Source organism: Sorangium sp. So ce1504 (assembly GCF_051521635.1).
Taxonomy (GTDB): Bacteria; Myxococcota_A; Polyangia; order Polyangiales; family Polyangiaceae; genus Sorangium; species Sorangium cellulosum_B.
The window spans coordinates 130403-144756 of the sequence record NZ_CP150365.1 but is presented as its reverse complement, the minus strand read 5'-3'; the positions used below and the strand labels follow the sequence as shown (position 1 = coordinate 144756).

Annotated in this window: 12 protein-coding genes and 1 pseudogene; 8 read left to right on the top strand and 5 right to left on the bottom strand. The window is 69.5% G+C overall.

Going from position 1 to position 14354, the window contains the following annotated elements; translation table 11 throughout:
- Positions 1–74 precede the first annotated feature (74 nt).
- Positions 75–888: pseudogene (locus tag WMF39_RS00565) on the top strand (dienelactone hydrolase family protein).
- A 126-nt stretch (positions 889–1014) separates the two neighbouring features.
- On the top strand, positions 1015–1875 hold the full coding sequence (locus WMF39_RS00560; protein ID WP_437743610.1) for an alpha/beta fold hydrolase: 861 nt from the start codon (positions 1015–1017) through the stop codon (positions 1873–1875).
- Positions 1876–1907: 32 nt separating this feature from the next.
- On the opposite strand, the gene WMF39_RS00555 is transcribed toward WMF39_RS00560, so the two are convergent.
- From WMF39_RS00555 to WMF39_RS00545, 3 genes are all read right to left on the bottom strand, one after another.
- The gene (locus WMF39_RS00555; RefSeq protein WP_437743609.1) at positions 1908–2384 is read right to left on the bottom strand and encodes a DUF2059 domain-containing protein; all 477 of its coding nucleotides are present in this window, start codon (positions 2382–2384) and stop codon (positions 1908–1910) included.
- Positions 2385–2510: 126 nt separating this feature from the next.
- The gene (locus WMF39_RS00550; RefSeq protein WP_437743608.1) at positions 2511–3329 is read right to left on the bottom strand and encodes an MOSC domain-containing protein; all 819 of its coding nucleotides are present in this window, start codon (positions 3327–3329) and stop codon (positions 2511–2513) included.
- 82 nt (positions 3330–3411) lie between these two features.
- Complete coding sequence (locus WMF39_RS00545; RefSeq protein ID WP_437743607.1) at positions 3412–4395, bottom strand: hypothetical protein; 984 nt, start codon at positions 4393–4395, stop codon at positions 3412–3414.
- 79 nt (positions 4396–4474) lie between these two features.
- On the opposite strand from WMF39_RS00545, the gene WMF39_RS00540 reads away from it, so the two are divergent.
- The 3 genes from WMF39_RS00540 to WMF39_RS00530 all read left to right on the top strand — a co-directional run bounded on the left by WMF39_RS00540 (position 4475) and on the right by WMF39_RS00530 (position 7175).
- Positions 4475–5131 carry a ferritin-like domain-containing protein gene (locus WMF39_RS00540; protein WP_437715035.1) on the top strand — a complete coding sequence of 219 codons (657 nt, stop codon included), beginning with the start codon at positions 4475–4477 and terminating at the stop codon, positions 5129–5131.
- A gap of 381 nt (positions 5132–5512) precedes the next feature.
- Positions 5513–5851, top strand: a complete 339-nt coding sequence (locus WMF39_RS00535) for a four-helix bundle copper-binding protein (RefSeq protein ID WP_437297157.1) — start codon at positions 5513–5515, stop codon at positions 5849–5851.
- A 220-nt stretch (positions 5852–6071) separates the two neighbouring features.
- The gene (locus WMF39_RS00530; RefSeq protein ID WP_437743606.1) at positions 6072–7175 is read left to right on the top strand and encodes a DUF4185 domain-containing protein; all 1104 of its coding nucleotides are present in this window, start codon (positions 6072–6074) and stop codon (positions 7173–7175) included.
- Between the two features lie 439 nt (positions 7176–7614).
- Here the strand turns inward: WMF39_RS00530 and WMF39_RS00525 are convergent, their stop codons facing one another.
- Entirely contained in the window at positions 7615–8535 is a 921-nt protein-coding gene (locus WMF39_RS00525) for a transposase (RefSeq protein ID WP_437743605.1), read from the bottom strand.
- Positions 8536–8950: 415 nt separating this feature from the next.
- Here WMF39_RS00525 and WMF39_RS00520 point away from each other — a divergent pair, with 415 nt between their 5' ends.
- Both WMF39_RS00520 and WMF39_RS00515 read left to right on the top strand, forming a co-directional pair.
- Positions 8951–9916, top strand: a complete 966-nt coding sequence (locus tag WMF39_RS00520; protein ID WP_437743604.1) for an AraC family transcriptional regulator — start codon at positions 8951–8953, stop codon at positions 9914–9916.
- 214 nt (positions 9917–10130) lie between these two features.
- Positions 10131–11675, top strand: coding sequence for an IMP dehydrogenase (locus tag WMF39_RS00515; protein ID WP_437743603.1), 1545 nt, complete (start codon positions 10131–10133; stop codon positions 11673–11675).
- A gap of 118 nt (positions 11676–11793) precedes the next feature.
- On the opposite strand, the gene WMF39_RS00510 is transcribed toward WMF39_RS00515, so the two are convergent.
- Positions 11794–12705, bottom strand: coding sequence for a LysR family transcriptional regulator (locus WMF39_RS00510; RefSeq protein ID WP_044963587.1), 912 nt, complete (start codon positions 12703–12705; stop codon positions 11794–11796).
- A 221-nt stretch (positions 12706–12926) separates the two neighbouring features.
- On the opposite strand from WMF39_RS00510, the gene leuC reads away from it, so the two are divergent.
- Complete coding sequence (gene leuC, locus WMF39_RS00505; protein ID WP_437743602.1) at positions 12927–14336, top strand: 3-isopropylmalate dehydratase large subunit; 1410 nt, start codon at positions 12927–12929, stop codon at positions 14334–14336.
- Positions 14337–14354 lie beyond the last annotated feature (18 nt).

Genomic DNA, 14354 nt, shown 5'->3' with positions numbered 1-14354 from the left:
CTCAACCTGGGTCGGGTCGGAACCTCAACCTGGGTCGGGTCGGTCCATGGCACGGAGGCTGCTGGGCGCCCGCCATGACTACCTCCACGCCCATCGCCGAGAGCAACGCTCCGAAGCCCATCCATACCGACGACGCCGGACTCATCGCTGGCGCGATCACCCTTCCCGCGCCCGCCGGTGACCTCCCCGGCTACCGCGCCCACCCCGCCTCCGGTGGCCCCTTCCCTCTGGTGCTGGTGATCCAGGAAATCTTCGGCGTCCACGAGCACATCCGCGACGTGGTCCGTCGCTTCGCGCACCGCGGCTACTACGCCCTCGCCCCGGATCTGTTCGTTCGGCAAGGCGACCCCAGCCACCTCCGCACCGTCGACGAGTTCCGGGCTCTGGCGGGCCGCGTGCCCGACCGTCAGGTGCTCTCGGACCTCGATGCGAGCGTGGCCTTCGCCGAAGCCTCCGGAAAGGCCGACGTCCGCAAGGCGGCCGCGGTCGGCTTCTGCTGGGGCGGGCGCATCACGTGGCTGTATGCCGCGCACAACCCGGCGCTGAAGGCGGCCGTGGCCTGGTACGGACGCCTGACCGGCGATCGGACCGAGGCCCAGCCCAAGCACCCGATCGACGTGGCGAGCGCGCTGAAGGTGCCCGTGCTGGGCCTCTATGCCGGACAGGACCAGGGCATCCCCCCTCCCGACGGTCACCGCGCTGCAGGAGGCGCTCCGTACCGCCTCCGAGACCGGCAGCGCGCCCGGCGCCGCGCAGTCCGAGATTCGGGTCTACCCTGACGTCCCGCACGCCTTTTACGCCGACTACCGGCCGAGCTACAGGCCGGAAGCCGCCGCCGACGCCTGGCAGCGCCAGCTCGACTGGCTGGCACGACACGGCGTCGCCTGACGGCGACCGGCCGCGACAGCGCCCCGGCGATCCCTGCTGCCCCGGCAACAAGCTGCGCCTCCACTGCTACTCCTTACGCACCCCACGCCCGCGCCACCGCGCCCCGCGATCGGATACCCTGACGCGGTGCGCGCCAGGATCCGAGACACCGAGCTCTACTTCGACATCGAGGGTATGGGCCTCGTCCCCGACGGCCCGCGGATGCGCGAAAAGCCGGTGATGTTCGTCGTACATGGCGGACCTGGCGCAGATCACTCCTCGCACAAGGGAGGGATGACGCCGCTCGCCGACCAGGCGCAGCTCGTCTACTTCGATCATCGCGGACAGGGCCGCTCCGCGCGCGGGCCAAAGGAAACGTATACCCTCGAGAACAACGTCGAGGACATGGAGGCGCTGCGCCTGCACCTCGGCCTCGATCGTATCGTGGTGATGGGCACCTCCTATGGCGGCATGGTGGCCATGGCCTATGCGCTCGAATACCAGCGGAACATCTCTCATCTCATCCTGGTGGCCACGGCGGCCAGCCATCGTCTCATCGACCGGGCGAAGCGGATCGTCGTGGAGCGCGGCACGGAGCAGCAGAGAGCGGCGTGCGAACGCCTCTGGGCCGGCGAGCTCGAGAGCGACGAGCAGTTCGCCGACCTCCTCCAGATCATGGGGCCGCTCTACTCGACCACCTTCGATCCACAGAAGGCGGCCGAGGCCCGCGCGCGCACCATCTACAACGTCGACGCGTGGAACGTCGGCCTGGAGGGGTTCATGCGGAGATTCGATTTCACGCCGCGCCTCCCCGAGATCGCGGTGCCCACGCTCGTCATCGCCGGCCGACACGACTGGATCTGCCCACCCGATCTCTCGGAGGAGATCGCGCGGCTCATCCCGGGCGCGGATCTACGTATCTTCGAGCGCAGCAGCCACTGGGTGCGCTCTGACGAGCCGCGGGCGCTGCTCGACGCCGTCGCCGGCTTCCTGGCCCAGAGGCGGTAGCGCGCAAAGCGCACCGCCGAGCGCCGCGCTCTCTACTGGATACCGGCCTTCTTCATCGCCGCGGGCATCCGCTGGACGATGACCGTCCCGACCTTCTTCCCCACCTCGCCGCTGATCTCCGGGAGGAGCTTCGCGGCCTTCTTTCCGACCGGGGTGCCGTAGAACTTGATGAGCTCCTTCAGCTCATCGGCGGTGAACTTCCCCGCGTAGATCTCGACGTTCCACTGGACGAGCTCGTCGTACGGCAGCACCTCGGCGACCACCGCTTTCAGCTTGCTGGCGTCCCTGGCCGAGATCTTCGCGCCCGCTTGCTGCATCGAGGCTCCCATGTTGGTCATCAGCTGATCGAGGAGCGCATTGTAGACGTCCTTCGGCATCACGAGGTGCGTGAGCTCCAGGGCGAGCTTCTTCTCCGCCTCCCCGGCGTACGCGCTTCCGAGCGACACGAAGGAGAGCAGGGTCACAACGGCGAGCGAGACGATCCATGAACGAAGCGCGTGCTTTCTCATGGGCCCTTTGTATCACGACCGCGCCGCGATCCGCGCCGCGCCGCGCAGGCAGGCCCGCCGCATGCCCTCCCCGGAGCCGCCGCGACACCTGAAGAGCCGCCACGCAGGAGCCGTTCGGGCGCTCGGTCACACGACCGTCACCTCGTCCCCCACGCGCAACGCGCCGGCTTTCGTCTCCTGGATGTAGTTCTGTCCGAAGTTCACGTCGCTGGGCTTCTGCGCGTCGCGCCGGTACGTGGCCAGCGTGCGGAGCGGCTCCGGGCCGCGCTCTGCGGTGAGCTGGTCGGTCGTGGTGACGACGCAGCGGGCGCACGGGCCGCCGGCGCGGAGCACGAGGTCTCCGATGCGGACGCGGCCCCACCGGTCCTCGTCGAAGGCAGCGCAGCCGCTCACGACGAGGTTGGGCCGGAAGCGATCCATCGGCAACGGCGCGACGCTCCGGCCCTCGAGGTGAGCGTTCAGATCGGCGAGGGAGGCCTCGGAGATCACGAGCAGCGGGAACTCGTCGGCGAACGACACGACGTCTTCCGGGCCTGCCACCGAGGCCTTGAGGACGGGCCGCCGGAACGCCTCGCCGATGCGGACGAGACGCGCCGGGTGTTCCAGGACGCCGCTGAGCCACGCGGCGGCTTCGTCACCGCAATCCTCGGCCAGGAGGCCGCTGCTGCTCCAGACCTCGACCGTGAGCAGGCGCGCGCCCTCGGCCCTGCGCGGCACGGAGATCGGCGGCCGGCCGGCGAAGCCGAGCGTGAGCGCGCTCTCGGAGAGCTGCGTCTCGATGAGCGCCATGCGCGGCAGCGGGCGCTGCGTGAGGGGCTTTCCCTCGGAGTCGACGATCATGAACCGCCGGTCGCCGGCGAGGCCGAGCGCGTCGACGGCGGCCGCGTCGACCGCGAGGCCCCGGCAACCTTTGACGGGATAGATGTGGATCGCGGAGAGTCGCATTCCGGAGCTTATAACACCCCTCGGGCGCTCGACGCCCGGAGAAGCGCGGCGCGCACGTTCCGAGCGCCTGCGCTCTCCGTCGTCATGCCACGGCGCCTCCCTCCGCCGGTATCCCGAGCACCTGCCGCAGGTCCATCCCCACGACGACGTCGGCGTTCTGCTGCACCCATTCGACGAGCGCGGGGCGCAGGGCGCGCGCGATCTCTTCCTTGACGAGCCCTTCCACGGCGCTCGGCCCGAGGCGCTGCGGGTCGAGCGCGACGCCGCCGCCCGCGACCAGGGCGCCGAACAGGCGCACGAGCGACTCGGCGCCCGCTGCCTGGCGTGCCGCGCCGAGCGGCTCGACCCGCTCGACGGCGATCTCGCCGCCGCGCTTCACGACGAAGCGACGGACGTCGGCCTGGTCGACTCCCCCCTTGTGGAGCACCGCCGAGGAGCAGTCGACCTCGATGCGCTGCACGCGCGGCGCGGTCTCGATCTCCTGCCGTGTGCCCTCGATATCGACGCTGGCCGCGATCATCGCGCCGGCCGGGATGCGGAACCCGTCCGAGCCCACCCCGCCCGCGAGCTCCTGGTGCAGCGTCAGCCGCGCGGACAAGCGGGCGCCCCGCACGGCCGTGCTGCTGCCGGACTCGAGGTTCGAGAGCACCTGACGCACCGTCACGACGAGATCGGGATCGCGGGTGGGGTCGTACGGGGGCATGGCCATGGGCGTCGACGTGACCAGTCCGCGCATGAAGGCGCGCGCCTCGTCCTCCGCCGATCCCTTTCCGACCTGGACGAGCCCTCCCGTGTAGAAGACGTTGGGCGTCATCGCGCCTGAACGGAAGTCGTACTCGACCTGCTGGAGCCCCATGTCGCCGAGCGGCGGCGGCAGGTTGATGACGAGGTACGGCTCGAAGGTGATCCGCAGGAGCGCCGGCGCGAGCGTCAGGCGGAGCGCCGTCGCGCTCGACGTGGCGAGCGCGGCGATTCCGGTGCGCCTCAGGATGGTGCGAGCGGGGAGGTCGAACGAGATCGAGACCGACTCGAGATCGATCCACGACGGCAGGAAGCACCAGGCCATTCGAGGAGGGTACACCCACCTGGCCGCCGGAAGCGCGGCCTATTGACCCGCCGCACGGGGCGCGCCCATCATGTCCCGCATGAAGCCAGAGGAATTCCTCGACGAGCTCGACCGCAAGGTCGGTGAGCGCCTCGCCCACATCGGCGCAGTGGCCCGCGCGGCGGAGCCGGCGAGCGGCGTCGGCATCCCGGCGCTGCTCGCGACCGCGCTCAAGAAGGAGCTCGAGGCGACCGAGGAGGCTGCGCTCTGGCTCACCACCGAGACCGACGTGGAGGTGAAGCTCGCCCTCGCCCGCCAGTGCGGCGATGAGGCGAGGCACTACCGGCTCATCGCCGAGCGGCTCCGCGCGCTCGGCGTCGACCCCGCCGCCATCCCGGCGAAGTTCGGGCCGCCCACGCCGATGTTCGGGTACTTGAAGGGGCTCGGCTCCACGGTCGAGCGCGTCGCAGCGGGCCAGTTCACGCGGGAGGCGCTCGCGAAGGTGCACAACCAGGCGTTCATCGATTACTGCGAGTCGCAAGGCGACGCCGAGACCGCGCGCCTTTACCGCGAGGTCATCCAGCCGGACGAGGGCCATCACCACGAGATGGGCCGGCGGCTCCTCACGCGCCTCGCGGTCACCGAGGAGGCCCAGGCGCTCGCGCGCGCCGCCGCGATGCGCACGCTCGAGATCGCCGAGGAGCTCCAGGAGATCGCCCGCCTGAAGATGGGTATCTGCCGCGCGCCTGGGTGTTAGTGTTCAGACACGGTCCTGACGGACCGCCACCCTGCTCGATCCAGCCGCTCCGATGCGGTTCGCCGATCTGACCGTCGACGTCCGGGCGTCGATCGCGAGCTAGCATGTCGTGGTGTCGCGCTGTCGCGCAGAGAGAGCGACCAGGGCGGGAACAGCCGTTCGGGCGGGGCGTTCGCGCATGTCTCGCGGCGTCCCGGCTGTTCGCGGGGCGCGTTCAGGGCACGGCGGTCTCCGCGTCGGTCGCTGTTCCGAGGCCTATATGCGGGATGGCCCGACATGCGAAAGCCATCGAATCCATGCACCCTCCAGATACCGAAGTTGCCGCCTTGTCGCGAGGCTTACTCGCGGCGAGATGCGGCCAGTTGGGTCAAGGGGGTTCTCATGATCAAGTTTCCGGGGGACAGATCGTTCCGGGAGGTGGCCCGTTTCACCCAGGATTGTGGTTCGATCTGCACGCACGCGGCTCAGTATTGCCTCGAGATGGGAGGCTCTCACGTGAGCGCCCCGCACATGCGGCTGCTCCAGGACTGCGCCGACATCTGCGAGGCGACGTCGAAGCTCCTCCTGCGCAGCTCGCCGCAGATCACCCAGATGATGAGCGTGTGCGCGAGCCTCTGCGAACAGTGCGCGGCGAGCTGCGATAAGCTCACTGGTGATACGCAGATGAAGACGTGCGCTGACGAGTGCCGCCGCTGCGCTGCCGCCTGCCGGCAGATCTGATAGCGGCGGTGACATGGTGTTCCTCCGGACCGTGAGCCGAGCAGCGGAGTAGCTTTCCTCGCCTTTTGCGGATCGCCGCCATCCTCCCCGCCAGAGCCCTCGCGCGCGCGGCGGCCCGTCGGCGCCGCGGTCGAGTGTGGTCCGGCGGCGGAGCGACGCCGACAGCGGCGGCGTTCTGGCTCCCCATGGTACCCTCGCGCGCATGCGTTATCGAAGGACCATGGGAGCCGCCGGGTTCGCTCTCCTGTGCGCCGGGTGTGGCGGGGACGCGCCCGAGGCTGCGGTGCGCGCGGTGCGCGACCTGGGTGCGCTGGAGTTTGCCCCGGCGATTCGAGGGCGGGACGGCGGCTACAGCGCGCGGTGGGGCGCCCTTTCGGCGTGGGTGTTCGGCGACACGACCCTGGAGATGCCGGGGGAAGACGGAGCGCTGTGGAGGTCGAGCACCTTCTGCGCGACCGAGGATCTGGATGCGTCGGATGGGCTCTCGTCGCTCACCGAGCCGCTCGACGCGGCCGGCGCGCCGCGGGAGTTCCTGCCGTTCACCGAGGAGGAGCTCGCGTTCAACCTCGCGCACTCCGACCCTCGGGCGGAGGAGACGTGCGAGGAGGACTGCGGAGCGCGCTATGCGCTGTGGCCGGGCCCCATCGTCGTCGACGAGGCGACCGGCCGTGCGCTCGTCTTCTACAGCAAGGTGACGGGGCGGCTCGGGGCGTTCGACTTCGACATGATGGGTTCGTCGATCGCGGTCTGGGAGAGCTTCGATGTGCCCCTCGCACGCCCGGAGGTACGCCCGGGCGCTGCGGATCCGACGCTCCTCTTCGGTGCGGATGAGCCATCACTCACGTCGGCGGCGCTCGTCCGCGAGGGGATGCTCTACGCCTACGCCTGCGCGTGCTCGGGTCTCACGTGCCCGTGCCTCGTCGCGCGAGCCGCGCTCGCGGAGGCAACGGAGCGCGACGCGTGGCGGTTCTTCTCGGACGGGCGCTGGGTGGAGGGCCATGAGGAGGCGGAGCCGGTCATGGCGGGGGCACCGATGATGTCGGTGCATTGGAACGAGCACGTCGGCAGGTACATCGCGCTGTACAGCGAGCCGGTATCGTCGGAGATCTCGCTCCGGACGGCGCGGGCGCCGGAGGGGCCATGGTCGGACAGCGCGGTAGTTTTCACCGCCGAGGTCCCGCCTACCCCGGAGGCGTGGCCCTATGCCGGGCTCGTGCACGCGGAGCTCGCGCGGGAAGGAGGGCGGGTGGAGTACGTGACGTACTTCCGGGAGACGGGGTTCCTGGAGGGAGAGATCCGACTCGTCGAGCTGGAGCTCGAGTAGACGACCCGACCCAGGTTGAGGCCCGCGGCCTGCCGAAGGCCCCCCCGACCCGACGCAGGTTGAGGCCTACGGCCTGACCCGGGTTGAGGCCTGCGGCCTGCCGGAGATCGGCCGACCAGGTGAAGAGGGCCAGTTGAAAACGGTCGAACCGGGCTGAGACGACCTGGCTCGGTCGACCATCCGCCACGAACCCAACCCGAATGGCCCCAGCCGGATCGCTCCATCGGTTGGGCAGGTCCACTTCACCGGCACCCAAGGTGCCATTCGCTCAGACCCAGCCGGCCACAACCTTAACGCGGCTTCGCGCGAGCCCAGCGCGGCAATGCATCCCCAGCGCCACGTGAACGCCGCCGCTCGCTTCACCTTCCCCAGACGGACCTTCCCCACGACGGCGCCTTAGCCCGCCCCGCTGTGGCGCTGTGACGCACCGCCGAGGTTCCTACATCGTGAGCACGACGTCCGCCACGCTGGCGCCGTGATAGATGCGCATCCACCACGTGCCCGCCGGAAAGACGGCGCTTCGTACCCCGGCACGCCATCGTTCGAGCGCCGCACGGTATGACGCACGAAACGCTCGCACAGCGGCACCAGCGATTCGCCATGCATCGCCCTGGTTACGGCCGACGGCAAACGTCGGATTGCGATCGCGCAGCGCCTCGAAGCTCGTCGCGCGGCTGTAAGGGGAGACCGTACTGGCGCCTTTGATGCCTAATATTCGGGGCCCTTGCCGCTGCAACTCTGCATGGGCTTGCGCTTCCTGCCGCTCAAGCTCGGCCGCGACTTCACGGCGAAAGCCTTCTGCGTTGTCCTGCTCGATGGCGGGTGGTAGCGCGAGCGAAAGCGTTACTTCCTCCGGCCACTGCCGATTCTCTGGATCAAGATACACCGATGGACGCGCTGCACGGAGCACGCCACCGCCGAGCTTGCTCACATCCGACTTGGCCCCCGGCCACTCGTGCGCGTGGCGGACGAGGCCAGCGGCTACGGGGTTCGCGAGGATGTAGGCGATCTTCTCCACCACAGCCGCGCGCGTCAGCAGCCGCACCACGCTCGTGGGTTCGTGGTCCCACACCGGTCCTTCCCACGTGCGGAGGACCTTCGTTCCAAGCGCAACGATGCGGTGAAAAAACTGCAAGAAGCGCGGCAAAACGCCTTGCACATCGGTCACGACGAGGTGCAGATGCGTTGACATCGCGCAAAGAGCGTGGACTTCGATGCCAAATCGACGGGTCGAAACGGCGAGAGCGTAGACCAGGAACTGGGTGAGGGCAGCATCCGGGCGGAGAAGGAGATGCCGGCGCAGGACGCGACGGGTGATGAGGTAGGTGGCGCCGGGAGCGATCTCACGAGGCTGGCTCATGGCCGGGGCATATGAACAAATGCCGTACCAGGGATCGTGAGCAATCATTTCAATGACTTATGCCGACGCGACGGGTGCGACGGGTGGCGGCCGCCACGTGGTCCGCCACCTCGACGGCCGTCGCAGCGACGGCTGCTAGCCTTGGCGCCATCGGCTGGATCGCGGAACCTCCGGCTCACACAAACCGAGGCGCGCGCTCTGGGTGGGTGCGCGCAACCTGGGTGCGGTCGCCCGCCTGGCCTCGACCGTCGTCGGTCGCAACCCGATCACCTCAACCTGGGTGCGGTCGTGCCCCCCTCAACCCGGGTGCGGTCGGCGGCGACCTCAACCTGGGTGCGGTCGGCGGTCGGCAACCTGGGTGCGGTCGCCGCCGAGGCACTTTTTTCTGCAACCAGCCATCAGCTACCCTCCGCCTGTGGCAACGTCAGACAGGAGCCGCGCCGAGTACCAGCGGCGGGTCAACCGCGTGGTCGACTACATCCAGGCCCATCGCGCAGAGGACCTCTCCCTCGACACGCTGGCGGCTGTGGCGGCGTTCTCGCCGTTTCACTTCCACCGCGTGTTCAAGTCCATGACGGGCGAGAACCTTCGCGAGTTCATCCAGCGGACGCGCCTCGAGACCGCGGCGAGCCACCTCGTGCAGCGGCCGCGCGCCGACATCCTCGAGATCGCCCTCGAGAACGGCTTCAGCTCGGCGAGCGCCTTCGCGCGCGCCTTCAAGGAGCGCTTCGGCATGAGCGCGTCCGCGTGGCGCAACGGTGGCGCCACGGACGCGCGCAACGCGCGGCAAGCGGATCGCAATCCGGGTCAAGTCGAGCGCAATCCGTGCAAAGCAGCGGCCTGCGCGCCCGACCAAGATGCCTCCTCGTCGGGCACGGACGCCCGCCAGGACGAGGAGGAGATCATGAACGTGACCGTGAAGACCCTGCCGAGCTACCACGTTGCCTATGTCCGAAACATCGGCCCCTATGGCCCGGAAGGGAGCGTCGGCGAGGCCTGGCAACGGCTCGTCCGCTGGGCGAGCGCCCGCGATCTATGGACCCCGGACCGCATCTGCCTCAACATCGCGCACGACAACCCCAAGGTCACCGAGCCTGCCAAGTGCCGCCTCGACGCCGCCATCGTGATCCCGCAGGACTTCAAGGCGGACGGCGACGTCAACGTGACCGACATCGCCGGCGGCAAGTACGCAGCGGGCGCGTGGGTAGGCGACGCGCACGCGATCGGCGCCGCCTGGGACCAGCTCTTCGGGAAGTGGCTCCCTGAGAGCGGCTATCAGCCCGACCATCGGCCCTGCTTCGAGCTCTACCAGGGCGAGTTCCACGATCCCAAGACCAACAACTTCCGCTGCGAGCTCTGCTTGCCGGTGCGCCCGCTCTAGCTCCGGCCCCCAGGAAGCCCGGTCATCCTGCCCGGGCTCTCCTGCACCGCCTCGCCGCAACGCTGGCGGGCGGCCGGGCCCCGGTCGCCTCGCCCCTCGCGCCGCCCTTCAGAGCCAGCCGTTGCCCCCGCAAATCATCGATATTACACGACTTTCACGGGAGAACGGCGCCGCTCGCGTTTGACAGCCGGGGATCCTTGCACTAGGAGCCGACATGGCATTCATCTACGATGAGCCGAGCAGGACGTTTGGCGAGTACCTGCTCGTCCCGAATCTGACGACGAAGGGCTGCGTCCCCGCGAACGTCGATCTCACGGCCCCTGTCGCCCGGTTCAAGGCCGATCCGGGCGCGACGCCGCCGGATCCGAGGCTCGCGCCGCTCACGATCAGCGTGCCGATCACCAGCGCGATGATGCAGTCGGTCTCGGGCGCCGAGCTCGCGATCGCGCTCGCGCGCTGCGGCGGCCTGTCGTTCGTGTACGGCTCGCAGGGCATCGAGGAGGAAGCCGCCATGGTGCGGCGCGTGAAGAACTACAAGGCCGGGTTCGTCGTGAGCGACTCGAACCTGCGCCCCGACGCGACGCTCGGCGACGTCCTCGCGCTCACCGATCGCACGGGCCACTCCACGATTGCGATCACCGAGGACGGCACGCCCACGGGCAGGTTCGTCGGCATCATCACGAGCCGCGATTACAGGCTCGGCAAGACGCCGCTCAGCACGCCGGTGCGCGAGATCATGACGCCGTTCAAGTCGATCCACTGCGGCAAGGTCGGCCTCGATCTGCAGGAGGCGAATGAGCTCATCTGGCGTCACAAGCTCAACACCCTGCCCGTCATCGACGAGCGACAGCACCTCCAGTACCTGGTGTTTCGCAAGGACTACGAGTCGCACCAGGCGCACCCGCTCGAGAACGTGGATCACGAGAAGCGCCTCATCGTCGGCGCCGGCATCAACTCGCGCGACTACAGAGATCGCGTGCCGGCGCTTGTGGAGGCGGGCGCCGACGTGCTCTGTATCGACTCGTCGGACGGCTACTCCGAGTGGCAGGGCGACACCATCGCCTTCGTGAAGTCGCTCGGCAAGCCGGCCTATGTCGGCGCCGGCAACGTCGTCGATCGCGAGGGCTTCCTCTACCTGGTCGAGGCCGGCGCCGACTTCGTCAAGGTCGGCATCGGCGGCGGCTCGATCTGCATCACGCGCGAGCAGAAGGGGATCGGCCGCGGCCAGGCGTCGGCCGTGATCGAGGTGGCCAAGGCGCGCGACGAGTACTTCCAGCGGACCGGCGTCTACGTGCCGATCTGCTCCGACGGCGGCATCAGCCAGGACTACCACATCACCATCGCCCTCGCGATGGGCGCCGACTTCGTCATGATGGGCCGCTACTTCGCGCGCTTCGACGAGTCGCCCGGGCGCAAGGTCCGCGTGAACAACCAGTTCATGAAGGAGTACTGGGGTGAAGGGAGCAACCGCGCGCGCAACTGGCAGCGCTACGACCACGGCGATACCAGCAAGAAGAAGGATCAGCTCGAGTTCGAGGAGGGCGTCGACAGCTACGTGCCGTACGCCGGCAAGCTGAAGGACAACCTCGACGTCACCCTCGCCAAGGTGCGCTCGACGATGTGCAACTGCGGCGCCACCTCGCTGCGCGACCTGTACATGCGCGCGCGCCTGACCGTCGCGTCCGCGGTGAGCATCCACGAGGGCGGCGTCCACGACGTGATGCTGAAGGACACGCGCGGCAACACGCGCGAGCCCTGAGGAGCCACACAGGCCGACCGTCGCTCTGGCGCCCCGGGGCGCGCGCTCCGGTCGACGAAGCGAGCCCTCGTGTCGCGCCCCCGTCGACCAGCCGAGCGGCGGCGCGCCTCGCGCGGTGTCAGCCGCCGAGGAGCGCCCGCGTCCGCTGCTCCGCGCGGCGCCCCTCGGCGGCCAGCCGCTCGACGAAGCGCTCGACGATCGGATTGCGCCGGAAATTCTCGCGCGTCATCAGCTCGACGGGCAGCGGGTCGACCTCCGCGACCTCGACGTCGAGCCGCGAGCGCGCCACCTCGGTCAGCGCGAGCGCCGGCGCGAGGCCGATGCCGAGCCCGCCGGAGACGTACGAGACGAGGAGCGACACGCTCGACACGTCGATCGTCGAGATGGGCCGGATCCGCTCGCGATCCAGGTACGCGTCGAGCATCCGCCGCCCCACGCTGCCGGGCGCCAGCCGGAGCAGCGGCTCGTGCCGGAGCCGCTCGCGCAGCGCCGGCGCCGTGCCCTTGAGCCGCGGCCCCACCCAGAGGAACGGCTGCACGAACAGCGGCTGCTTCACGAGGTCGCCGCCCGCCGAGGACGCCGACGCGAGGCCCAGATCCACCTCGCCGCGCTCCACCCCCCGCGCGGCGTCGACCGAGTTCGCCGTCGTGATCGCGAACCGCACCGGCGCGCGCTTCTCGAGCATCTGGCGGATCACCGGCACGAGCAGCCCCTTGCCGAGGTAGTCGCTCGCCGCCACGCGCAGGGTCGTCGACGGCTCCCCCGCCAGCTCCGAGAGCAGCTCGAACACCCCCTCCGCCTGGTCGAACAGCCGCGTGATCGCGCCGAGCGCCGCCTCGCCGGCCGGGCTCAGCCGCACGCCGCGCCCGTCGCGCTCGAACAGCGCCACCCCGAAGCGCTCCTCCACCCGGCGCACCTGCTGGCTGATCGCCGACGGCGTCTTGTGCAGCCGCCGCGCGGCCTCGGCGACCGAGCCCGACCGGGCCACCATCAGCACGTCCTCGAGCGCGGGGAGCAGCGACGCGTCCATGTAGCTTTACTTAATCGATCGTGAAAAAAGTTTCATTCGACTTAATTCTCTCGCGCCCGCATAGTCATGCCGCCCGCCCGACGTTGAACCGCCAGACCGGCGGCGGCCGGCCGCCTTCGAGGGAGGCCGCTGGCGCGCCCTGGCGCCGGCGCTCGGGCCGGTCCGCTTCGCTTCGCACGCCGTCCCCTTCACCCGTATCCAGCGCACCGCGAGAGGCCATCATGGGTAAGAGTCTCTATGACAAGGTTTGGGACCTCCACAAAGTCCGCACGTTGCCGAGCGGCGAGGACCAGCTCTTCATCGGCCTTCACCTGATCCACGAGGTGACGAGCCCCCAGGCGTTCGGGATGCTCCGCGATCTCGGCCTGCGGGTGAGCATGCCCGAGCGGACGTTCGCGACCCTCGATCACATCGTCCCGACCGACAACCGCAAGCGGCCGTTCAAGGACACGCTGGCCGAGGGGATGGTCGACGCGCTCAAGAAGGCGTGCACCGAGCAGGGCGTCACCTTCTTCGATCTCGAGTCGGGGAAGCAGGGCATCGTGCACATCATCGGCCCCGAGCTCGGCCTCACGCAGCCGGGCATGACGATCGCGTGCGGCGACTCGCACACGTCGACGCACGGCGCGTTCGGCGCGATCGCGTTCGGGATCGGGACAACGCAGGTGCGCGACGTGCTCGCCACGCAGACGCTGAGCCTCCAGCGGCTCAAGGTCCGGCGGATCCAGGTGGAGGGCAAGCTCGGGCCGGGCGTCTACGCGAAGGACATCATCCTCGAGATCATCCGGCGGCTCGGCGTGTCCGGCGGCACGGGCTACGCGTACGAGTACGGCGGGTCGACCATCGAGGGGTTCTCGATGGAGGAGCGGATGACCCTGTGCAACATGTCGATCGAGGGCGGCGCCCGGGTCGGCTACGTCAACCCGGACCAGGTGACGTTCGAGTACATGAAGGGGCGTCCGTACGCGCCGAAGGGCGAGGCGTGGGAGAAGGCGCTCGAGTACTGGCGCTCGATCGCGTCGGACGAGGACGCGCGTTACGACGACGTCGTCCGGATCGACGCGAGCGAGATCGCGCCGACGGTCACCTGGGGCATCACGCCGGGGCAGGCGATCTCGGTGAAGGAGAAGGTCCCGGCGGCCGAGGACGTGGCGAACGAGTCCGAGCGGGCGCTGATCCGCGAGGCGCTCGAGTACATGCGGCTCGAGGGCGGCAAGCCGATCGAGGGGACGAAGATCAACGTGGCGTTCATCGGCAGCTGCACGAACGGGCGCCTCTCGGATTTCCGGGAGGTCGCGCGGCGCATCCAGGGGCACAGGGTCGCGCCGCACGTGCGCGCGCTGGCCGTCCCGGGGTCGATGGAGGTGGCGCGCGCGGCCGAGGCCGAGGGGCTGGACCGGGTCTTCCGCGAGGCAGGCTTCGAGTGGCGCGAGCCTGGCTGCTCGATGTGCCTGGCGATGAACCCCGACAAGCTCATCGGGGATGAGCTGTGCGCGTCCTCGTCCAACCGCAACTTCAAGGGCAGGCAGGGGAGCCCCACCGGGCGCACCGTGCTCATGAGCCCGGTGATGGTCGCGGCTGCCGCCGTCCGCGGCGAGATCGCCGACGCTCGTGACGTGTTCGGAATCTGACGACGCTCGCACCCGAGG

Coding starts and splice junctions, on each gene's coding strand:
- WMF39_RS00555 (WP_437743609.1), bottom strand. CDS start 2,384: ATGAGAAAGCACGCGCTTCGTTCATGGATCGTCTCGCTCGCCGTTGTG.
- leuC (WP_437743602.1), top strand. CDS start 12,927: ATGGGTAAGAGTCTCTATGACAAGGTTTGGGACCTCCACAAAGTCCGC.
- WMF39_RS00545 (WP_437743607.1), bottom strand. CDS start 4,395: ATGGCCTGGTGCTTCCTGCCGTCGTGGATCGATCTCGAGTCGGTCTCG.
- WMF39_RS00525 (WP_437743605.1), bottom strand. CDS start 8,535: ATGAGCCAGCCTCGTGAGATCGCTCCCGGCGCCACCTACCTCATCACC.
- WMF39_RS00535 (WP_437297157.1), top strand. CDS start 5,513: ATGATCAAGTTTCCGGGGGACAGATCGTTCCGGGAGGTGGCCCGTTTC.
- WMF39_RS00530 (WP_437743606.1), top strand. CDS start 6,072: ATGGGAGCCGCCGGGTTCGCTCTCCTGTGCGCCGGGTGTGGCGGGGAC.
- WMF39_RS00540 (WP_437715035.1), top strand. CDS start 4,475: ATGAAGCCAGAGGAATTCCTCGACGAGCTCGACCGCAAGGTCGGTGAG.
- WMF39_RS00510 (WP_044963587.1), bottom strand. CDS start 12,705: ATGGACGCGTCGCTGCTCCCCGCGCTCGAGGACGTGCTGATGGTGGCC.
- WMF39_RS00515 (WP_437743603.1), top strand. CDS start 10,131: ATGGCATTCATCTACGATGAGCCGAGCAGGACGTTTGGCGAGTACCTG.
- WMF39_RS00550 (WP_437743608.1), bottom strand. CDS start 3,329: ATGCGACTCTCCGCGATCCACATCTATCCCGTCAAAGGTTGCCGGGGC.